Source organism: Acinetobacter sp. Brlt_5 (assembly GCF_051949055.1).
Lineage (GTDB): Bacteria > Pseudomonadota > Gammaproteobacteria > Pseudomonadales > Moraxellaceae > Acinetobacter > Acinetobacter indicus.
In genome coordinates this window covers 74,666-97,212 of record NZ_JAYJLP010000012.1, presented here as the reverse complement: position 1 = coordinate 97,212, position 22,547 = coordinate 74,666, and the positions used below count along the sequence as shown (strand labels likewise).

Annotated in this window: 15 protein-coding genes and 1 pseudogene; 8 read left to right on the top strand and 8 right to left on the bottom strand. The window is 47.5% G+C overall.

The genetic code is table 11. The annotated features are described in order from the left end of the window. Positions 1-114 precede the first annotated feature (114 nt). From VF685_RS09685 to VF685_RS09665, 5 genes are all read right to left on the bottom strand, one after another. Positions 115-696, bottom strand: a complete 582-nt coding sequence (locus tag VF685_RS09685; RefSeq protein ID WP_163141183.1) for a hypothetical protein — start codon at positions 694-696, stop codon at positions 115-117. Positions 697-814: 118 nt separating this feature from the next. Next, positions 815-2,953 carry a phosphate acetyltransferase gene (gene pta / locus VF685_RS09680; RefSeq protein WP_016658569.1) on the bottom strand — a complete coding sequence of 713 codons (2,139 nt, stop codon included), beginning with the start codon at positions 2,951-2,953 and terminating at the stop codon, positions 815-817. 50 nt (positions 2,954-3,003) lie between these two features. Continuing rightward, a complete protein-coding gene (locus tag VF685_RS09675; RefSeq protein ID WP_005180151.1) occupies positions 3,004-4,224 on the bottom strand; it encodes an acetate/propionate family kinase in 1,221 nt (406 codons plus the stop codon). A gap of 314 nt (positions 4,225-4,538) precedes the next feature. After that, complete coding sequence (locus tag VF685_RS09670) at positions 4,539-4,943, bottom strand: hypothetical protein (protein WP_104489087.1); 405 nt, start codon at positions 4,941-4,943, stop codon at positions 4,539-4,541. Between the two features lie 115 nt (positions 4,944-5,058). After that, positions 5,059-6,324, bottom strand: a complete 1,266-nt coding sequence (locus VF685_RS09665) for a glutamate-5-semialdehyde dehydrogenase (protein ID WP_286384618.1) — start codon at positions 6,322-6,324, stop codon at positions 5,059-5,061. Positions 6,325-6,631: 307 nt separating this feature from the next. On the opposite strand from VF685_RS09665, the gene VF685_RS09660 reads away from it, so the two are divergent. Next, positions 6,632-7,954: an alpha/beta fold hydrolase gene (locus tag VF685_RS09660; protein WP_160240959.1), complete on the top strand. Its 1,323-nt coding sequence runs from the start codon at positions 6,632-6,634 to the stop codon at positions 7,952-7,954. Positions 7,955-8,027: 73 nt separating this feature from the next. Here VF685_RS09660 and VF685_RS09655 read toward each other — a convergent pair whose 3' ends face one another. Together VF685_RS09655 and nagZ are read right to left on the bottom strand one after the other, a co-directional pair. After that, positions 8,028-8,882 carry a class I SAM-dependent methyltransferase gene (locus VF685_RS09655; RefSeq protein ID WP_075167439.1) on the bottom strand — a complete coding sequence of 285 codons (855 nt, stop codon included), beginning with the start codon at positions 8,880-8,882 and terminating at the stop codon, positions 8,028-8,030. Positions 8,883-8,976: 94 nt separating this feature from the next. Next, positions 8,977-9,999, bottom strand: coding sequence for a beta-N-acetylhexosaminidase (nagZ, locus tag VF685_RS09650; protein WP_016658574.1), 1,023 nt, complete (start codon positions 9,997-9,999; stop codon positions 8,977-8,979). A 195-nt stretch (positions 10,000-10,194) separates the two neighbouring features. Here nagZ and VF685_RS09645 point away from each other — a divergent pair, with 195 nt between their 5' ends. Together VF685_RS09645 and VF685_RS09640 are read left to right on the top strand one after the other, a co-directional pair. Beyond that, the gene (locus VF685_RS09645) at positions 10,195-12,387 is read left to right on the top strand and encodes a carboxy terminal-processing peptidase (protein ID WP_286384616.1); all 2,193 of its coding nucleotides are present in this window, start codon (positions 10,195-10,197) and stop codon (positions 12,385-12,387) included. A gap of 279 nt (positions 12,388-12,666) precedes the next feature. Beyond that, positions 12,667-14,751 carry a putative bifunctional diguanylate cyclase/phosphodiesterase gene (locus VF685_RS09640; RefSeq protein ID WP_286384615.1) on the top strand — a complete coding sequence of 695 codons (2,085 nt, stop codon included), beginning with the start codon at positions 12,667-12,669 and terminating at the stop codon, positions 14,749-14,751. A 103-nt stretch (positions 14,752-14,854) separates the two neighbouring features. On the opposite strand, the pseudogene VF685_RS09635 reads toward VF685_RS09640, so the two are convergent. Further along, positions 14,855-16,816 (bottom strand): annotated as a pseudogene (locus tag VF685_RS09635) (TonB-dependent receptor); the annotation flags it as partial. A 506-nt stretch (positions 16,817-17,322) separates the two neighbouring features. Here VF685_RS09635 and VF685_RS09630 point away from each other — a divergent pair. The 5 genes from VF685_RS09630 to VF685_RS09610 all read left to right on the top strand — a co-directional run bounded on the left by VF685_RS09630 (position 17,323) and on the right by VF685_RS09610 (position 22,546). Further along, complete coding sequence (locus VF685_RS09630) at positions 17,323-18,912, top strand: peptide chain release factor 3 (protein WP_163145423.1); 1,590 nt, start codon at positions 17,323-17,325, stop codon at positions 18,910-18,912. A 79-nt stretch (positions 18,913-18,991) separates the two neighbouring features. Continuing rightward, entirely contained in the window at positions 18,992-19,816 is an 825-nt protein-coding gene (locus VF685_RS09625; protein WP_163145424.1) for a hypothetical protein, read from the top strand. A 56-nt stretch (positions 19,817-19,872) separates the two neighbouring features. Next, entirely contained in the window at positions 19,873-20,847 is a 975-nt protein-coding gene (locus VF685_RS09620; protein ID WP_163145425.1) for an RsiV family protein, read from the top strand. Continuing rightward, positions 20,847-21,665 (top strand): TatD family hydrolase, encoded by an 819-nt coding sequence (locus tag VF685_RS09615; protein ID WP_163145426.1) that lies wholly within the window; start codon positions 20,847-20,849, stop codon positions 21,663-21,665. The genes VF685_RS09620 and VF685_RS09615 overlap by 1 nt, the downstream gene beginning before the upstream one ends. Before the next feature lie 107 nt (positions 21,666-21,772). Then, on the top strand, positions 21,773-22,546 hold the full coding sequence (locus VF685_RS09610; RefSeq protein WP_286384614.1) for a tRNA threonylcarbamoyladenosine dehydratase: 774 nt from the start codon (positions 21,773-21,775) through the stop codon (positions 22,544-22,546). The last annotated feature ends 1 nt before the right edge of the window (position 22,547 follow it).

Sequence of the window (22,547 nt, the reverse complement as noted above, 5' to 3'; positions counted from 1 at the left end):
CAATTCTCAATTCTCAATTCTCAATTCTCAATTCTCAATTCTCAATTCTCAATTCTCAATTCTTAATTCTTAATTCTCAATTCTCAATTCTCAAAATTTGTTTATAGCTTTGCTTTATCCTCCTTTAAAGAAGGCAAGTTCTAAAGCTCGATATGCTGAAATCTGATACCCCACTTTGTCTTGCATTAAACGATAAAAACTTTCAAAAACCGCCTCATTTTTTAATTCGTCCAGAAGCGTTAGATATTCCAGATAAGTTTCAGGACGTTTAAATGCGAAGTTATGGGGTTCGTTGCCGCTTAAGAATCTAAATACACGGCTATCCCAAATCGCATAGTGTTCAGGATGAATAAAGTGCAACAATTTAGATACACCGACAAGAGAGTTATTGAATGCACTTTTGAGTGTTTGAAGTTCTGGTACTGTTAATTGATGACCTTGTTTTGCTTTGTTAAATATTTTGATCAGATCATCTGCTGCAGTTAAATCAATTTTTTTCAAAATAGTCGGCATCCACGAATAGGTAAAGCTGATGTCGATAACAATGTCATCCAGGGTGAGTACATCTGTTTTTTTGAAATAATTTAAAAAATGGGAATACGCAATGAGATAATTTTCTTGCTCTTTGTCAAATTGATTGGCGATTTCAAAGATCTGTTTAAAAACTTCGTTGTTATTTTTTAATGTTAAAGGCATGTGATTACCACCTAACCTATACAGAAAATGAGATGTATTTGATACGTCTGGTCTAAATTAAAAAACCACCCTATCTTTCGACAGGGTGGGTGAAGCGGAGCTTGTTAAAAACAGTTGTTTAAGCAGACTGCTGTTCAGCCTGAATTGCAGTTAGAGCAATGGTAAACACAATATCATCGACCAATGCACCGCGTGACAGGTCATTTACCGGCTTGTTCAAACCTTGCAACATTGGGCCAACACTCACCACATTGGCAGAGCGTTGTACTGCTTTATAAGTGGTATTACCCGTGTTCAGATCAGGGAAAATAAACACATTGGCACGACCAGCCACCTGAGAGTTTGGCGCTTTAGAACGACCAACGCTTTCAACCGATGCAGCATCGTATTGCAGCGGGCCATCAATCAGCAGGTCTGGACGGCGCTGTCTGGCAATTTCAGTCGCTTGCGCTACTTTTTCTACATCGGCACCGGCACCTGAAGTTCCGGTTGAGTAAGAGATCATGGCAATACGCGGGTCAATACCAAAGGCTTTGGCCGAGTCAGCAGATTGAATGGCAATTTCAGCCAGTTGTTCTGCATCCGGGTCCGGGTTAATCGCACAGTCACCATACACATAAACTTCATCTGGCAGCAGCATAAAGAACACTGAAGATACCAGTGAATATTCAGGTGCGGTTTTAATCAGCTGGAAGGCCGGACGTACGGTATTGGCAGTGGTATGTACTGCACCAGAAACTAAGCCATCAACCTGATCCAGTGCCAGCATCATGGTACCTAAAACTACCGTATCCTGAAGCTGTTCGCGTGCCTGTAATTCGTTAAGTTTGCCTTTACGCAGCTCAACCATTTTCTCGACATAGTTTTCGCGAATCAGATCCGGATCAATAATTTCTAAGTCATGCGGCAATTCAATACCACGGGCTTTGGCCACTTCAACTACGGCTTCAGGTTTGGCCAGCAAGATACAGTGCGCAATACCACGCGATTGGCAGATGGCCGCAGCCTGAACTGTACGTGGCTCATCACCCTCAGGTAAAACAATGCGTTTTTTCGCTGCAATTGATTTTTGTACAAGCTCATGACGGAAGGCAGAAGGCGATAAACGTGGGCTATGCGCACCGCTAATCAGCGAGTTTAACCATTGCGGATCAATATGGCTGGATACAAAACGGGTCACCTGTTCGGCGCGTTCAATATCATCGACCGGAATTTCGTTACCGAAAGTCGAGAGCTGTTGCGCCGTTTCAAAGGTGGTTAAAGGGGTATGTAATACTGGCAAACCTTGCTTGATGGCAGTTTGACAGAAATTTAAGGCCTGCTCATTCGGTTGATGCTGCTCGGTTAAGACTAAGCCTGCTAAAGGAATACCGTTGCTGTTGGCCAGGCTGCTGGCTAGAAGCACATCGGTACGGTCAGCTGCGGTAATAATCAGTTCGCCGGCCACAAATTTGTGCAGTTCATGCTCGATATTCGAAGTAATCAGGCTGCTATGTAACACACGACGTGTATTGGCTTCGCCTTCATGAATCCACTGGGCAGAAATATGCGCTGCTAGATCAGACAGGCGCGGCACGCTCAGGGTATTACTAAATGGTACCAAACCAATCACTGGCAGTTTTTCTGTGCCAATGTAGCTATAAGTTTGCTGAATGCTGGCCACAAACTTGCTGGTATCTGACAGTAAACGCAGGTTTGGATCAATCGTCACAGGAATTTGCGCAGAATCTTCTGGCAAACCTTTGGTACGCATAAACAGCACACCGCGTAAACGGTTCGATTCTGCACCACCGAAGTTACGAATCTGGTGTTCAATTCGTTCAGCAGAGCGAAGCGGATTGTTGATGTCGGCACCGCTGACAATCACTACCTGTGCATCTAGGGCTTGAGCCAGCAGGGCATTCAGGTCATCTGCGAAGCTGTCACGGAAATTCGGTAACAGACCTTCGACAATAATCAGGTCATGCTGTTTGGCCACTTCACGATGTAAACGAACCGCTTCTTCCAGTAATTCATCTTGCTGGTCATGGCTCAGTTGATGCACCACCTGTGCATAAGGAATGGGTTGAACCGTTTTGGTTTTAGAGACATGCTCAAACAGCGCTGTCGTCCGTTCGTTTTCAGGCTGTAATTCTTGAGAGAAAGGTTTGACGAAACCGGGTTTAATGCCCTGGCATTCCAAAGCATACACCAGACCTAAACATGCAGATGTTAGACCAACACCTTCTCCAGTCGGGACAAGTAGAATTGTTTTCATAAGGTATTATTCAAATCAGCCAAAAGTAAACAGGGTAAAACTGCGATTGCTTAAGCAATCGCAGTTTCTAATTCAGACTTTTTTGCCGGAGTTGCTCCCAACTCAGACTCCACCACCGCGCTGGTTTCTTTGGCGATACGGCCTTCTTCATCGGTTGGAACCACCCAGATTTGTGGACCAGTACCGTTATCGATACGACCTTCGGTGCCACGTTTCAGGCTGTCATTCTTCTCTTTGCTAAAGTTAAAGCCGAAGTGTGGTAAGTAAGACAGGGTTTTTTCACGGATATAAGCCGAGTTTTCACCAATACCACCTGTGAAGAACAGGCCATCTAGACGCGGTAAGCCACAGCTTAAGGCTGCTAAAGATTTCGCTAAACGGTAGCAGAACACTTCAATCGCCAGAGCTGCATCTTCATTGCCTTGTTCAGAAGCTTCAATCAGGGTACGCATATCGTTAGAGAGGCCAGATAAACCGAGTAGACCGCTTTGGCTGTTCAGCATCTTGTCAATTTTGTAGATATCCCAACCCAGGTTGCTGGCCAGGAAAGTGTGTAAAGATGGATCTACATCACCACTACGGGTACCCATCACCAGACCTTCAAGTGGGGTAAGGCCCATAGAGGTATCTACACTTTCACCGTTCCAGATGGCACAGGTCGAGCTACCATTGCCGAGGTGCGCTGTTAACCAGCCGCCTTGTTTCAGGCTGCCGGCCAGTTCTGAACCACGTTCAGAAACATAGGCATGGCTGGTGCCGTGGAAGCCGTAACGACGTACGTTATGATCGGTGTACAGGAATTTTGGCACGGCATAACGATAAGCGTGCGCAGGCATAGTTTGGTGGAATGCCGTATCAAATACAGCAACTTGAGGTAATTCAGGGAATAAACGCATGGTCGCTTCAATGCCTACCAGGTGCGCCGGGTTATGTAACGGTGCCAGTGGGGTTGCTTCACGAATGCGTTGAATAATTTCTGGGGTTAAGCGCTCGGCTTTGGTCAAGCTGCCGCCATGTACCACACGGTGGCCAATCGCTTGAGGATTGTATTGTGACAAGCGCGATAAAATGGTTTCTAAGGCTTTTTCATGATCTGCATGCGGAATAGAAAGTTCGAGCGGTTCACCTCCGACAGTGATCCCTTTAATACGTGCCTCGGCAGATCCTAAATTTTCAGCCAAACCAAAAATACGGTCTTCGCGACGTTCAGAAACAAGCGCGTATTTAATTGAAGAAGATCCGCAGTTAATTACTAATACAGTTGTAGACACGTTGTTTTACCCGAATTCTAATTGAAATATTTGTATCCCGTATTGATCTGCACCTGTTCCAACACGGTGCAATCTTGATCAATAACTAATTTTTATCATGGGATGGGTATCGCTTCTAGATAGACTTTAGGAGATTAGACTTAAGCACTATCGACCCTTTCGGGAATAATAACTAAAATTTATCGGTTGATAGATTTCATTTATTAATAAAATAGTAGTCATGTCCAGTCGCGTTGTTCTTCTCTTTACCATAACACGCCTTGAATCAAAGCATCTGACAGAACTGTTTGAAAATATTTCTTATTCCTTCATATTCAAGGTTTCTGATACTTCATTTCCGACCAGCGCACAATCACATAGGCAAATAGCGCCACCATGAAAAATACCAGCATCATCCAGGCCAAGCCTTGCAGGGTTTCAATTAAGGTGCGGTAAATTTCCAGAAACCAGCGTTCCTGCGTCAGTTCAATAATAATTTTCTGGTCGTTTTTGCTATAGGTGAGTGGGGTAATGTATTTTTCCATGTCATAAATCCGGATTCCGGAGGAAGTCCCGACCACCATACCGGCAAATTTGGTATATCTGGCCCAAGCTTCATGAATCGGATCATGAATAATACGTGCCAGAATACGGTTAATGGAACTGGAAAAAATACGCATCACCACAAATGACACCAGCAGTGCCAGAACAAATGTGGTCACAATTAAATAATAGAACATTGTCCACCTCTTATTCTCATTCTTAAGACAGTGTACGGTGGAATAGACAGGGAAAACAGCAGAAAAATGTTCAGCCTCCGCAAAGGCTGAACATTCATATCTTTAGAAAAGTGAGTTATTGGCGAATCTGGCCATCTCCAAACACCACCCATTTTTGCGAGGTCAGACCTTCCAGACCGACTGGGCCGCGGGTGTGGATTTTATCGGTAGAAATACCAATTTCCGCCCCTAAACCATATTCAAAGCCATCGGCAAAGCGGGTAGAGGCGTTAATCATCACTGAACTGGAATCAACACGGGCCATGAACTGACGTGCCAGACTGAAGTTTTCAGTAATAATGGCATCGGTATGATGCGAGCCATATTTATTGATATGGGTAATCGCTTCATCCAGACCCGATACCACTTTAATGGCCAGAACCGGACCAAGATATTCAGTATACCAGTCGTCTTCGGTAGCCGTTTGAACGCTGTCGCCTAAAATACGCTGGGTTTCGGCGCAGCCACGGAGCTCGACCTGTTTTTCCGCATACAGCTCGGCAATGCGCGGTAAAAACTCATCTGCAATGGCTTCATCCACCAACAGAGTTTCCATGGCATTACAGACGCCATAACGATGGGTTTTGGCATTCAGGGCAATCGGCAGGGCTTTTTGCAAGTCGGCCTGTGCTTCGACAAAGACATGACAGTTACCATCCAGATGTTTAATTACCGGAATACGGGCTTCATTGGTGATGCGCTCGATTAAGCCTTTACCGCCACGTGGCACAATCACATCGACATATTCCGACATGGTAATTAACTGGCCTACAGCAGCACGATCTGGGGTATTGATGACCTGTACCGCCGTTTCTGGCAAGCCTGCAGTTTTCAGACCGTGCTGAATGGCTTCGGCAATGGCTTTATTCGATTCCAGTGCTTCTGAACCACCACGTAAAATAATGGCATTGCCTGATTTTAGCGCCAGCGAAGCTGCTTCTAAGGTCACGTTCGGACGGGATTCATAAATCATGCCGACCACGCCTAAAGGCACACGCATTTTGCCAATCTGAATACCCGACGGACGATAGGCCATATCGGTAATTTCACCAATTGGGTCAAGCAGGCCAATCACATCTTTCAGGCCCTGTAACATGCCTTTAAAGCGCGGGGGAGTCAGTTCTAAGCGATCAAGCAGGGCGCTATCCAGATTGTTGTTGCGACCTTTGGTCATATCAATCTGGTTGGCAGCTAAAATTGCTGTTTCACTGTTTTCAAGCGCAGTGTAAATAGCAGATAAAGCATGGTTTTTTGTTTGGGTAGAAGCACTTGCCAGAACTGCGGAAGCTTGGCGCGCTTGTTGTCCTACCGTTTGCATATATTGTTCAATAGACTCGTGCATAGCGGTTTGATCACTTAGAAATTTCTCCTCGATATTAACAGTCTAGGTCGGGACAATGAAGCAGTTTGATGGAATTTTCCGCAGGAAAGCCGGAAAAGCGCTAAACATTTTGAAATTGTTTCCTGTTTAAAAGCAGACAAGTGGTTGCAGAAGAGGTTGCGTGTCAAAACGACACCTGTATAGAATGAAACACGATGGACATTGAAGTCATACAAATAACAATGAAAGAGCAGGATGCGATTTTTGCTCAATTTTAGAAATCATCTCTTGCACAATAAAAATAAGCGCGAGAATGGAGGAAAGGAATATGAATTCCATTATCCAAATGGACTCGGAAGTCGGGCAGTCAAGTGCTCACTTTGGTTTTTTTGATCTTTACGATAAGCACAGTTTCAAACAGCCAGCGCGTACAACCTGGATTGACGGTTGGAAGATTGAATACATGGCGATTGCTCGCCCAGACACCTTGCACATGACGCCGATGGTGATTATCGGGGGCGCTTTTCAGAATTTTAACTCCTATAAATACTGTGTTGAACAACTGTTTGATGCCGGCCCGATTATCCTGATTGATTTACCTTCCATGGGCGCCAACCAGCAAATCAGCAATGTCGATACTGGCATATCTGCCGGTACGCTGGAGCTGGAAGATCTGGCAGCCATGCTCGGTCGCTGGCTGGATATTGTTGGCTTGAGTCAGGTCGCGGTATTGGGCATGTCCCTCGGTTCGGTGGTGGCCTCTTGCCTGGCGCATCAGCGTCCGGAACTGATAGACCGCATGATTCTGATGGGTGTCATGCAAAAGACCCGGAAAAGCTGGCGTATGCTGCTGGAAGAATCGCTGCATTTAATGAAAGAGCAGCGCATGGATGAGTTTGGTCAGGCGGTAATTTTATATCTGGTCAATCATGCCAAGCTGGAAGCGACCCGCATGTCGCCAACCGCCAAGCGGCTGTTCTTCCGGCAGATGGCCGAGTTCACCGCCACCGAGCAGGAACGCTATGATATTAATTGTAATCGTCTGCTGCGCCTGACTCACGTTCCTATTCCGCAGTGCAAGGTGCTGGTGGCCTGTGGCCAGTATGACAGTTTTACCTTGCCACATGAAAATGCCAATTTTGCCCTGCAATGTCCGGACATGGAGTTTGCCATGATTGCCAATGCTGATCATGTGCCGCAGTTGCAGCGCCGTAAAGAAACCATGCGCCTGTTTGCCACCTTTTTAAGAGATGAGCCGATTCAGTCGTTAGAAGGTATTATCCCCATGACCCGTGCCCAGCTCTTGACCATGGAGCGCCGTGGAGAAGAACGCATTGCTGTACAACAGCCATTTAGTCAGTTAACGCACCGTCATTCCGATTTAAGCTTTGCCACGGAAATTGTCGATCTGAACTTTTTTGGCGTATTGCTACGTTTTGAAGACGGACAGGCAGAACGGGCTGCGCAGTATGAGCGTGATTTGGCCCTGACACTCCAAGATGAAGAGGGTAGTTTCCAGATTGAGTGCCTGATTTTTGAAGTGCAGGATCAGCAGATTCGCGCTTTATTAAAACATGGCAGCTTTGATATTGCCGAGCGTTTGCTGCGTTATATCCAGCGTCAAAAAGGCTGTCTGGCAGCAATTGCCTAAATTGAGATGTGTAAAAATAAAACAGCGCAAAGGCGCTGTTTTTTTATGGGCTGATGATGCTCAGAACTCTCCTTTAGGCACTGGGCTGTTTATGGCAGGCGTGCAGCACCCAGACAATATCACCCAAATGTTCTTCAGGGGCGGGCAGGTCCGGAGTGTGGAAATAGTGCTGCGGCTGTAGAATATCGACCCGCTCAAAACCGCTGGCTTTAACAAAGTCACGGACTTCACCCGGACTTTGAAAATGAAAACTAAAGGCACTGCGTGACATGACTTTCAGTAATTTACTGCTGGTCCACATAAAGCTGGCCAGTTTGTTTTTCACCGGTTCAGGATAAATATCACTCAAGTAATGCAGTTCCTGAAAATGTTGTCCATATTGATAAATCCCATGCAGCAGTTTGCTGAGCATCGGCTTGTCGAAATAATTGATTAAGCCTTCACTAATAATTACCAGCGGTTGCTGCGGGTCAAAATGCTGAAAAATCTGGGCAAATTCTTCACTGAAAATATCGGCACTCAAGACTTCCGGTGCCTGCTGGTCCAGTTGTTGCAAGGCGGCGGTTTTCACCTTGGCCATATCCGGTAAATCCAGCTCGCGGTAATTCAGTTCCGGATATTTCTGGCGGAAATTCCAGCTCCGTGGGGACAGGCCGCAGGCAATTTCCAGCACCTGGGTACGAGGATTGCGGGCAATCAGCTCGGTCAGTTGCTGGTCAATAATGGTGTGGCGTTCTTTCAGAGTGGTGCGCATACTGCCACCGACATATTTTTCGGCCCAGCTTTCCAGCGGATGGACCAATTTGGCCAGAAACTTGCCTTTTGAAGTAGCAAATACCGGATGCGAGATGCCCATTTGAAACCAGATATAGCCGGTATAGTGGGCAGTAAAGGATATATGGCGATGTTCGGAAAGCGGTTGGCTCATGCAAGGTCCTCTATTCTTTTTATTTATTCGGGGTGGATTTATGTATTTGCATCATAAAGAAAAAGGAACAGCTTGTCCTGTTCCTTTGTCGGTATTACTGGCCGCTGTCTTTAAAGCGGACAATACGGTCGCGTACTGCTTGCCATTCCGGGCCGAGCTCCAGTACATCACCAATTTGAATTTCTGGAATCTGGCCACGCATACGGGCTAAACGGGCCTGATTTGGTAACGGTAAATCCTGAATGCCGTCCAGTGCCAGACAGGCGGCGGCACGGTCATTACAGACCAGTCCCATATCACAACCGGCGTTTAAGGCCGCTTGAATGCGGGCATCGGCACCACCTGCCACACAGGCGGCCTGCATGCTTAAATCATCCGAGAACAGCACGCCATCAAAATTCAGCTGTTGACGTAGCACGGTCTGAATCCAGTACGGAGAGAAACCGGCCGGGTTCGGATCGACCTGATCATAAATTACATGCGCAGGCATTAGGGCATCCAGTTGGGCTTGCAGCTGGATAAAGCTTTGCATGTCTTTTTGCTGAATCTCTGCATAAGAACGTGAATCAATCGCAGCGGCCACATGCGAATCGGCCTTGACCGAGCCATGACCGGGGAAATGCTTGCCGGTGGTGGCCATACCAGCGCGCTGCATGCCGCTTAAGAAGGCACGTGCCAGCACAATAATATCGTCCATATTGCGGGCAAAACTGCGGTCGCCAATGACATCGCTGATGTCGTTTAAATCCAGCACCGGGGCAAAACTGAAATCAATACCGACCGCTAATACTTCGGTGGCCATCAGCCAGCCGCACTGTTCAGCCAGCTCGACCGCCAGTTCCGGCTGCTGCTGATACAGCTCGCCAAAACGGCCCATGGCCGGCAGTAGGGTGAAACCCTGTTTTAAACGCTGCACCCGGCCGCCTTCCTGATCGACTGCAATTAAAATATCCGGACGTACCTGACGCATATGATCGGTCAGGGCGCGTACCTGCCGCGGTGATTCAATATTTCGACCAAATAAAATGACGCCACCGACTTGCGGAGCTTGTAAGAGTTGAATATCTTCTTGAGTAAGTGCTGTGCCAGCGATGTCGAGCATCAATGCGCCAATCATATCGGTTCCGGATTCAAATTTTTATCGAAAAACAATACCTGAATTCTGCAATGATTTGCTACATTTTGTCAGCACAGAATATGATAAAACTACACGACATAAACAGATTAAGTTGTTTAAGATTTTGAATCTGCTTGATTCGTCGCTAAGCAACCTTGTACTACTGGTCGAAAACCAAGGAAATACACATTATTTATGAAACTTCAAACGATAGCTTGTGCAGTTGCCGTGGCAACTGGGGGATTCTTCTTTAGTCACGCAATCAACGAAGCCATTGCTGCCAATAATACTGCTGCTGTTTCCAATACCATTGTTCCAACCCGGGAACAGGCCTTGGTGTCACGCCAGTTAGCGACCTTGGTTGACCGTCAGCATTACCTGAACCAGCGTTTAGACAGCAACACCTCCAATCGCATTTTTGATTTTTACATCGATAGTCTGGACCCGGAGCACACTTTGTTCCTGGCCAATGAAGTCGAACAGTACAAGAAAAAATATGGCGCCAATTTTGGGACCGCCTTAAAAGCCGGTGATTTATCGGGCCCGTATCAGATTCATGCGCACTATCGTGAACGCATGCAGGCCTTTTATCAGTTTATGCTGGCCGAGTTGAAAAAACCGCAGAATTTAAAACAGCCGAATGTCACCATTGAGCTGGACCGTGAAAAAGCACCGTTCTTTAAGACCCAGGCCGAGCAGCGAGCCCACTGGCAAAAAATGCTAGTGTCCCAGCTGATTAACCTGACTATCAGCAAAGAAGAAGAGCAGGCCAAACAAAAAGCCCTCAAGGAAAATCCAGAACTGGCCAATGGGCAAGATTTATCCGGCCCGGAAGATATGACGCCGGTGGAAACCCTGACCAAGCGTTATACCCGTCAGCTGGAACGCATGAGCCGCCTGAAAAGCGATGATGTGCTGGACAAAACCTTAAATGCGATGATGCTGACCTATGATCCGCACAGCAACTATTTCCCGCCTGTTGATGCAATGGAGCTGAACCGTCAGACCACCTTGCAGCTGGAAGGGATTGGGGTGTCGATTCGTCCGGATCGCAGCAATGAAGATTACACCAAGATTGAAACCATTGTTGAAGGCGGACCGGCGAGTAAATCTGGTCAGGTCAAATCTGGCGACCGGATTATTGGTGTCGGTCAGGATGGCGAGAAAATTGTGGATGTGATTGGCTGGCCAAGCAATGAAGTGGTCGGTCTGATTCGCGGTAAACGTGGCACCAAAGTGACCTTGCGTTTACTCGGTCCGGGTGCCTCGATGAGTCAGGCACGTACCGTGACGTTGGTACGTGACATTATTCAGGAAGAAGATGCCGGGGTGCGTAACCGAACCGTGCAAATTCAACGTGATGGCAAAACCTATACCTATGGCGTGATTGAAATTCCATCATTTTATCTGAACTATCGGGCGCGCCGTGCCGGGGTGGAATACCGTTCGGTATCGGAAGACACCAACAATGCCTTGAAAACGCTGGCTGCCAAAAATGTCGACGGGATTATTGTCGATTTACGCAATAACCCGGGCGGCTCACTTGAAGAGGTAGCACGTATGCTGGGTCAGGTGATTAAATCGGGTCCGGTAGTACAAATCCGTGATGGCAATGGCAACGTGAGCGTGTTTGAAGACAATGATGGCGGTGAACAGACCTATGCTGGCCCGCTAGCAGTCCTGATTAACCTGGCCTCGGCTTCTGCCAGCGAGATTTATTCAGCCGCGATTCAGGATTATGAGCGCGGTATTGTGATTGGTAGCACAACCACCGGTAAAGGGACAGCACAGGTGCAGCTGGATACCTTGGCCTATGGTCAGGCCACGCTTACCCAGCGTAAGTTCTACCGGATTACCGGCGGCAGTACCCAGAACAAAGGGGTGATTCCGGACATTAAACTGGTAGATATCTACAATGAAGAATTTGGTGAGCGTAAGGCCAAGAATGCGCTGAAGTGGGACACCATTGCCACCGCACCATTTAAACGTGAGGGTGTGGTGCAGTCTTATGTGCCGCAACTGGCCAAATCTTCGCAGACCCGGGTCAGTATTGATCCGCAGTTCAAGTATCTGACTGAGCGTAAAAATATTGCCAAACAGGCAGAAGAGCGCAAAACGGCGGTGCTGGATTTAGATCAGCGCCGTGCCGAGCTGATTGAGCTGGAGCGTAAAACCTTAGCCGCTGAAAACGTACGTCGTCAGGCGACCGGTTTGGCGCCGTATCCAAACTGGGAAAGCTATCAGGCCTCACTGGAAGCGCAAGCCGAGTCACGGGCCAAAATGAAAGCCAACCAGCGTCCACCATTGCCGGAAGAAGAAGTCTTTGTGAGCGAAGCGGCCAATGTGTTACTGGATTATAGTCAGTTACAATCAGGCACAGCCAAATAAGACCTTGGATGTGAGAAAAAGGCCGGTAGATGTACTGGCCTTTTTTGATGCTTTTGAGTTGAATAACTCAAGATCCAGATGAGCCGGCAAATCAACATAAAAAATGACGGTTTTCAGGGCGGAAAAACCGCATTTAGGCTTGACCTCAATGCGATAGTATAAGATTCTAGTTTGAGTTTTAATTCCTTGTTTTATTGTTATCTTTTAAAGCGGCAAATTCATGAGTATTTAGCGTTGAGTATAGTAACAACAAAAAAATAACCTATACGGAAGCTTTTTATGGTTCATATTCATTATGACTTTAGCCTGGTGGTAGGTTCAATTGCGGTTGCAATTCTGGCCAGTTATCTGGCTATTTCAACCCAGCAGTTCCTGCTCGGGGGAATCCGCCAGAAATCTGAAAAAGCCATGCTCTTGCTCAGTGGCCTATGCCTTGGCGTTGCTATTTGGGGTATGCATTTTGTCGGGATGCTGGCTTGCCAGTTGCCGGCCAATTACGCATTTAATCTGCCGCTAACCATTTTTTCTGGCGTTATTGCCTTTATTGCTTCCACCTTTGCCATCTGGCTGACCACCAAACCCACCCTGCCTTTTGCCCGTCTGATGATTGGGGCGGTGTTAATGGGACTCGGCATTTCCGGCATGCACTATACCGGTATGCTGGGCATGGTCGTAGAGAATCATCGGACCTATTATGATCCGCTACTGGTGGTGTTTTCGGTGCTCATTGCCATTAGTGGTTCCGGCCTGACCTTCTGGCTGGCGTTTCGTTTTAAAAATACCTTGCTTTACCATCGTCACTATAAGGTGATGATTGCCATTATGATGTCGCTGGCCATTGTCGGGATGCATTATACCGGCATGGCCTCGGTGTCTTACTATCCGATTGATACAGAACGTCTGGATGCGATCTATAAAACCGGTAATGGCATCTTGCTGTTTACCGTGATTTTTGTGACCAGTCTGGTGATGGTTGCCGCCTTTAGTGTGGCCGTGCTGGAGCAGCGTCTGGAAGAACGTAACCGCCAGCTGTCGCTGGTTAACCGTGAGCTGGCCAATCAGGCGGTGCAGGACAATCTGACCAAATTACCCAATCGTTTATATCTCGCTGAATATGCGCATTTGCTGTTTAGCGCCCAGCGCATCAATCAGCAGAATGTCGCGTTTTTATATATTGATCTGGACCGTTTTAAGGCGGTGAATGATGTATTTGGCCATCATGTTGGTGATCAGTTGCTGATTCAGCTGACCACACGACTGCATCAGCAGCTGAAATCGCAGGAAAAATTATTAAGAATTGGCGGTGATGAATTCTTGCTGGTGCTGGAGCAGGCCACGGTTGAGGATGCGATTCAGGCGGCAGAAAATGTGCTGCACAGTGTACAGGACAGTTTCCTGATTGCCGGCAAGAGCATTAATATCTCGGCCAGTATTGGTATTGCGATGTACCCGGAGCACGGTAACAACCTGCAAGATGTACTGATGAATGCCGATGCCGCCATGCTGACTTCAAAATATCAGGGCCGTAACACCTATTCGGTGTTTAATTACAGCATTGACCAGCAGGAAACCAAAAGCCAGACCAAGCTGTTAAATGATTTATATAAAGCTGTCGATGAACAGCAGTTTATTCTGTTTTACCAGCCCAAATTTACCACCAGCACCCAGCAGATTTGTGGCGTTGAAGCATTAATTCGCTGGCTGCATCCGGTGCATGGTCTGCTGACCCCGAATATGTTTATTAAAGGTGCGGAGAAGTCCGGCCTGATTATCCAGATGGGCTATTGGGCCCTCGAGCAGGCCTGCAAACAGATTCAGCAATGGGAACAGCAGGGACTGAACCTGTTTCCATTGGCAGTCAATCTGTCGGCGGTACAGTTCGAACATAAACATCTGTTTAGCACCTTGGAAACCTTATTCCGCCGTTATGCGATTGACCCGAGTCATCTCATGATTGAAATTACCGAAACCACTGCCATGCATCATGTGGAATCGAGTATTCGTAGTTTTAGGCGCTTAAGAGAAATGGGCGTGAAACTGGCGATTGATGATTTTGGCACGGGCCATTCCAGTTTCCTGTATTTAAAAGACCTGCCGGTGGATGAGCTGAAAATTGACCGCGCATTTATTAAAGACCTGTATCGCGATTCCAAAGAAGAAATGATTCTGGAAAGTATTATCCAGCTGGCGACCAAACTGGGATTGACGGTTACCGCAGAAGGGGTGGAAACGCCATTACAGGCCGAAATTCTGGCGCGTTTGGGTTGTCAGCAATTACAAGGTTATTTGCTGTCGATGCCGGTTGAGGTCGAGCGTTTGGAAGACTTGCCGCAAGTACAAAATGAAATTATCGGGTCTGATTGAGGTACTGTTTTTAGATAGCCAGATGTTTAAAAAATCACGGTCGATGTTGCAAGAAAAAATGGTTTAAAAATGGATGTCAAGTGACATCCATTTACCTCACATATTAAAAACGATAACGAAGCGCGAGCTGTGCATTCAGTGGGTCGCCCATCATATTGGAATCGTTCCCCTCACCATGTCCTGAGACAAAATAATCACGGTCAAACAGGTTGTTCAGATTTAGTGTTACATCATACTGCGCGGTCTGATAACCCAGCGCGGCATTGAAAACCGCATAGCCTGGCAAGACATTTTTATTGTCCGGCGCACTAAAGCGGGAGGATTCTGCCCGACCACCCACGGCAGCAAACCAGTGTTCATCCAGTTGATACTTTAACCAGAGATTGGCGCTGTTTTTGGGCGTTAACGCGGCCTGTTTGCCAGCCAGACCGATGGTCGATTTTTCAATTTTTCCATCCATATAAGCATAACCCGCCAACAGGGATAATTGATCGCTGAGCTGACCGGTCAAGGACACTTCAACGCCTTGCGTGCTTTGTTCCCCGGCCAGCATGGCCAGCGGTGGATTGCTGTCTGGAATTTTATTTTGGATATTGCTCTGGGTCATTTCAAACACGGCCAGGGTTATATTCAGCCGATCATTGATGTCCTACTTGGTCCCGACTTCCAGGTTTCTGGTTTTGGTCGGTTTCAGGTCGGCACTGTTGCTATAAAACACGAATGAATCTGCAAGCGGCTGGAAGGACTGATTATAGGCGGCATATAAAGATAATTTTTTGGTCGGTTGATAGACCACGCCCAGGCGAGGGGAGAGGGTCTGGTCATCGCGCTGGATGCTGCTGTTATTTTTCTGATCATGCCTGTATTGGGAAAGATGATCATAACGTACCCCGGCCAAAACCTTGAGCTGTTCATTCAGGCTGATCAGGTCTTGTACATAGACGGCATAATTTTCAAATTCGCTGGCGGTATTGACTCTTGGTGTGGCGGAGGTATCGACCGGTGACCAGTGCGGCAAGACCGGATCATACAAATCGGTCGTGGCTTTTGACCCTAACCAGAATATTTCATCTTTGTGCTGCTGGCTGTATTCCGTGCCGATTAAGGTGTCGTGTTTGATTTGACCAGTATGAAAGACGCCAGATAATTCATTCTGCAAGAAGATGCCATCTTCATCGCGCATGCGTTTAATCTGGCTGAGCGTGACCTGATCTGCTGCTGGACTGGCGTTGCTGTATTCCCGGTCCAAGGCATAATTATAATGCCGGGCGACACCGCGATATTTCAGCTGATCATTGAACTGATGTTCTAGCGTAACCGTCTGGCTGGACACTTCAGTATCGACATTGCCTACATCTTTTGCGTTGGATGCGCCATAGAATGTTTTTGGATTGGTACGTACCGGTTTACCGGTCAGCGGGTCCATGGGAAAGCCCTGATCGGCCAAACGGTCATCGTGCAAATGATCGGCTTGCAAGAGCAGAGTGGTTCGATTTGAAATATCCCATTGCACAGACGGTGCTACAGTTTCCCGGTTCACGAAACTCTGATTGCGATAGCCATCTGAGTGTTCAAGCGCACCGGTCAGACGGACTTTGAGCTGGTCATTGAGAGCATCGGCAAAATCAAGTTCGGCACGTTTTTGCCCCAAGCTGCTGCCGATCAGGCTGATTTCATGCAGTGCTTCATCCAGGGGTTTCTTATTGATCCGGTTGATCAGGCCGCCTGCTGAACCCCGGCCATATAACACCGAACCCGGCCCTTTTAGCACTTCCACCCGTTCTACATTCGACAGATCACGATAATACAGCGCGTCATCGCGTACCCCATCGACATACTGATCGGAAATAGCCGAAAAGCCGCGAATCATGACCTGATCACGCTGGCCATCTCCGACACTAAAACTTAAACCGGTCACATTCTGCAATGCGCCTTGCAGGGAGGTCACATTCTGTTCTTTTAAGACTTGTTGCGGAACCTCATTCACAATTTGAGGAATATCTTTCAGTGGTGCCATACCTTTGCTGGCGGTGGAGGCTTGCTCTACTTGCGTTTTCAGGCTAAGGCTTGCGCTGTCATCAAGCCGATTGAAGACAGCAAAAAAAGAGAAGATTTCATAACACGCTCTGGATGGACCCTGAAAAAAAGTGCATGCAGTGTGGGGAATAAATAGCCTGCCGTAAATGATATTGAATATCACTCTCTATTGATGGTAATTATTATTTAATTGGCTTTAATGAGATATTTAAAGCAAAAATATCCGCAGAGAGGATGCTGATTTTTCCTGATTTTTCCAAATGATAAAGAAATATGGTGAGTTCTGTTCTGCGGTGAAAAGGCTAAGTATTTTAAAGTGAAACAGATGCGGGGATTGTTTGTTTTTATCGCAAAGTCGCGATCTCCAGATACTTTTATTTTCCACTTAAAATTTAAACCGATTCCGGCCCAAGTGCTCTAATGATTGTTGGCTGAAATCTGCTACAATTGCGCCAATTTTAAGTTATCCCTTCACGGCTTGGATTTACATGAAAATGTGTGTCGCAAACTGTGTATATATTGAAGATTTCCCTTATGTTTAAAGATCAACTCGCGAAAGAAGTCGCGGCGCGCAGGACCTTTGCGATTATTTCCCACCCCGATGCCGGTAAAACCACCATGACAGAAAAACTGCTGTTATGGGGGCAGGCGATTCAGGTGGCGGGGATGGTGAAAAGTCGTAAATCGGATCGGGCGGCGACCTCGGACTGGATGGAAATGGAAAAAGAGCGTGGGATTTCGATTACCACCTCGATCATGCAGTTCCCGTATAAAGACAAGATGATCAACCTGCTCGATACCCCGGGGCACGAAGACTTCTCGGAAGATACCTACCGGACCTTAACCGCGGTAGACTCGGCACTTATGGTGATTGACGGGGCCAAAGGTGTCGAAGACCGGACCATCAAACTGATGGAGGTGTGTCGTATGCGTGACACGCCAATTATCTCTTTCGTCAACAAAATGGACCGTGAAATCCGTGAGCCTTTAGAGCTGCTGGATGAAATTGAAAACGTCCTGAAAATTAAATGTGTACCGATTACCTGGCCGCTGGGCACCGGGCGTGATTTTGCTGGCGTGTTTAACCTGCTGGAAGAAAAATTTTACGTGTATAAAGCCGGTTTTGGTTCAACCATTCCTGAAATTGAAGTGCGTGATGGCTATGACCATGCTGACCTGCGTGAAAAAGTCGGTGAACTGGCCTGGGCGGCATTTGAAGAATCTTTAGAACTGGTGCAAATGGCCAATGAACCGTTAGATCGTGCAGAGTTCCTGGCGGGTCGTCAAACCCCGGTACTGTTTGGAACTGCACTGGGTAACTTCGGGGTTGACCATGTCCTGAATGCTTTTAGCGACTATGCACCACCACCAAAAGCGCATCCGACTCAGGACCGTGTGGTCGAAGCGACTGAAGAAGGTTTCACGGGCTTTGTCTTTAAAATCCAAGCCAATATGGACCCGAAACACCGTGACCGGATTGCCTTTATGCGGATCTGCTCAGGCAAATATGAAAAAGGCCTGAAGATGAAGCATGTGCGTATTGGTAAAGACGTGCGTATTTCCGATGCTTTAACCTTCCTGGCTGGTGACCGTCAGCACCTGGAAGAAGCATGGCCGGGCGATATTATTGGTCTGCACAACCACGGTACCATCCAGATTGGTGATACCTTCACCTCAGGTGAAAACCTGCAGTTTACCGGTATTCCGCACTTCGCACCGGAAATGTTCCGCCGTGTACGTTTAAAAGATCCGCTAAAATCGAAGCAGCTGCAAAAAGGCTTAAAAGAGCTGTCGGAAGAAGGTGCGACCCAGGTATTTATGCCGCAAAACAGCAATGACCTGATCGTGGGTGCGGTCGGTGTGCTGCAGTTTGAAGTAGTGGCCTATCGTCTGAAAGAAGAATACAAGGTCGATTGTATTTATGAGCCGGTCAGCATCAATACGGTACGCTGGGTGTCTTGTGAAGATGAGAAGAAATTCAACGAGTTCAAGAAAAAAGCCCATGACCAGTTATCGGTGGATGGTGGCGGTCACTTGACCTATCTGGCGCCAAGCCGGGTCAACTTGCAGTTGATGCAGGAGCGTTATCCGGACATCGTGTTCCGTAACACCCGCGAACACTAAAGGGTTATCGCCGTTAAAACAGCTTCTTCGTGAAGCTGTTTTTCTAGGATGGGGAAAATTTCAGGAAGAGAGATCAACAATGCAAACAAAAATCAGTTTTATCGCTTGTGCCGTGCTGGCACTGTCTTTGGGTGGCTGCGACTCATCTTCCCAGAAAAACGAATCGGCTGAAGATGCACGTCCTGAAAAAAATATCTTCCAGCAGGAAAAGGCTGAGGTGCTGCCATTCCTGCAGATTAAGCAGCAGCCGGCAGAGATTGCTTTGCCATTTTGTGAAAAGAAAAACTGTATTGATCTGGATATTCAAACCATTCAGACACAGGATCCATGGCTGAACCAGTGGATTGCCAAAAGTCAGGCCAAGGTGATTCAGGACCAGATCGGGCTGAAACAGGACATGAGCCTGCAGCAGGCGGTGAATGCCTATGTGAAAAAATCTGATGCCTGGCAGGCCGAGTTTGCCAAAAATCCGGCCTATGAACTGGCGCTGTATACCCGGCTGGCCTATCAGCGCAACCAGTATGTATTATTGCAGATTGGGGTGGATAGCCATCAGGAAACAGTAAAAGTTAAAGAGCGTTATTATTTTTTCGTGGCCGATCGTCAACAGCAGCAGGCTTTAACCGCACTGGATATTATTCAGCCCGAGCAGCAAACCGCGATGCATGCAATCGTGCAGCAGGCCTATCGGCAATGGCTGAAAGAACAGAGTACAGAGGTGCAAAATACCGCACCGAAAACCTTATATTGGGGACAGGCCGACTGGTTCTTTGATCATGAAGGCATGGGGCTGCATTATCGTACCCATGAAATTGTGAAAGATGGAACACAGCTTGATATTTACTTAACGAAAGCACAAACTCAACAAGTTGTAAAAGCTGAAATTTATTCGCGCATGTTTTAATAATCAGAACATCCGCTTTGAATCTGGGATGCACAAAAGGCAATAAAGGTTATTCAATGTTAAAGCAAAAAACAGCATGGGTGATGAGTGTCTTGGCCGTGTCCATGGCATTGACCGCATGTCAGCCCAAAAATAATGAACCGAAACAGGAACAGCAGGCGCAGGCTGCAGAAGTTGAACAGCAGGCGCTAAAACTGATTGGCGAGCCGGAAAAGCTGCAGCTGAACTTGCCGGAATGTGAAGGTAAAAACTGCCCGGAGCTTTCTGTTGAGCGTTTGCAGAGTAACCAGCCTTTTGTTGATGAGCAGATTGATCAGTACATTCTTAAAGAACTGAACCAGACCCTAGAAATTGCTCCGGCAGATAAACCTCTGAATGTTGAAGCACCAGCCTCTGCGGCAGAGCCAGCTTCCTCGGCACAGGCACTGACGCAAATTCCAACGCCAAAACAGAAACTGGAACAGCAGGTGCAGCCCTTTATTGCGGCCTTCTTAAGTCTGGATCAGGAAATCAAGGCGCTGAGTGCCAATCATCAGATTAGCCTGATGATTAAACCAAAAATTTTAAACTCGGAAGGGCCGCTGGCCACCGTGGTAGTAAATAGCAGCAGCTATCTGGGCGGTGCACATGGCGCTACTGCGCAAACCTATTTTAATTTTGATCTGGAGCAGAAAAAGCAGGTCAAACTGGCTGACATCTTGCAGCCGCAGCAACGAGCCGCTTTGGAAGCTGCCGCCTATGAAGCCTTTAAGCAATGGGTGGTAGACAGCAAACTGGCCAATAATGTTGCCGAGTACGAGCAGGCCTGGAAATTCAAGCTGTCGGATAATTTCTATCTGGGGCAGCAGGGCCTGATTCTGCAATATGCTGAATATGAAATTGGTCCGTATGTGGTCGGTTTGCCACGGCTGATGATTCCTTATACAGAGCTACAGCAGGTATTGAAAAAACCGTATTTGCCGGCACCCGAAGCGCCAGCCAGCGAAGCCACTACAGCAGCTGCGTCCAGCGCTGACGCGAAAACCATCTAATGGCATTGGCACTGTTTGATACCCATACCCACTTTGATGTGGCGGATTTTGATGCCGATCGGGAGCAACTGGCCTATCAGGCGAAGCAGGCGGGTGTCGAACAGCTGATTTTAATTGGCTTTGTGCAGTCGCGTTTTCAGCAGTTACTGAATACCCATCAATGGCTGAACCGTTTAAGCCAGGCGCCGCGAAGCCATCTGGCACCGGGATTACATCCGTTTTATATCGAGCAGCATCAGCCGCAACATCTGCTGGATGTAGAACAGTTATTGCGTAAACAGGAGTGTGTTGCGGTTGGTGAAATTGGCCTGGATACCTTTTTAAAGCAGCATAAACAGCCCGAGCTGTATCAGAAACAGCAAAAGTATTTTACCGCCCAGCTGGAGCTGGCACACCAGTTTCAGCGTCCGGTATTGCTACATATTCGTAAATCCCATGCCGATGTGCTGGCGCTGCTAAAACAGCAGAATTTTAGCTATGGCGGAATTGCCCATGCCTTTAGTGGCGGTGTTGAAGAAGCCAAAGCCTTTATCAAACTGGGTTTTAAAATTGGCGTGACCGGACAAATTACCAATCCGAATGCCAAGAAACTGCATCGGGTGGTGCAGGAATTAGGCCCAGAACATCTGGTGCTTGAAACCGATTGTCCGGATATGACACCGCTGTGCTGCCAGTCCTCGACCGAGCAGCGCACCCGCAATACGCCGGCCAATTTGCCTTATGTACTTGAAGGGCTGGCGCAAAGCCTGCAGATGGAGCAGACAGCACTGGCTGAGATGATCTGGCAGAATTCGTTACAGGCTTTACATCTGGCCTAAAATTTAAATCTCTCGCTGATGTTGCGCCGTGCAAAAATCCTCCAATCTCACACGCCATGTGAAAAAACCGTTAAAATAAGCCCTCCTGTATAAGATTTGATTGTGCAATGACTGAACTGCTCCAAGATGATGAATATGACCGCCGTTTTACCGGTGTTGCCAAAATTTATGGTGAGGACAGCTTTCAGTATTATGCCAACAGTCATGTCATGGTGATTGGTATCGGCGGGGTCGGTTCCTGGGCGGTTGAAGCTCTGGCGCGAACCGGTATTGGTGAGCTAACCCTGGTGGATATGGATGTGGTGGCCGCCTCCAACATCAACCGGCAATTACCGGCCATGAGCAGCACTTTGGGCCATGAAAAAATTGAAATTATGGCCGAGCGTTGCCGTGCCATTAATCCACGCATCAAGATTAACCTGATTGATGATTACCTGACCCCGGACAATGTCAAAGACCTGCTGGCGCATACCCCGGATGTGGTGCTGGACTGTATTGATGATGTCAAAGCCAAGCTGGCGCTGATGCTGTATTGCCGCTTTAATAAAGTGCCGCTGATTGTGTCCGGCGGTGCCGGCGGTAAACTAGATCCGCTGAAAATTCGTGTGGCTGATTTATCTAAAACCGAACAGGACCCGATGCTGGCCAAACTACGTGCCCAGTTGCGTAGCAAAGGCATCTGTAAAAAGCCGAAAGAGAAGTTCGGGATTACCTGTGTCTATTCAATTGATAATCCGTTTTCCAGTGCTGATGTCTGTGCCAGTGCCGGGCTGCGCTGTGGTGGCTATGGTTCGGCGGTAGTGGTTACTTCCAGTTTTGCGATGGTGGCCGTGGCCGAAGTTCTGAAAAAACTCGATCAGCTAAAAGCCAAACAGGCATAAT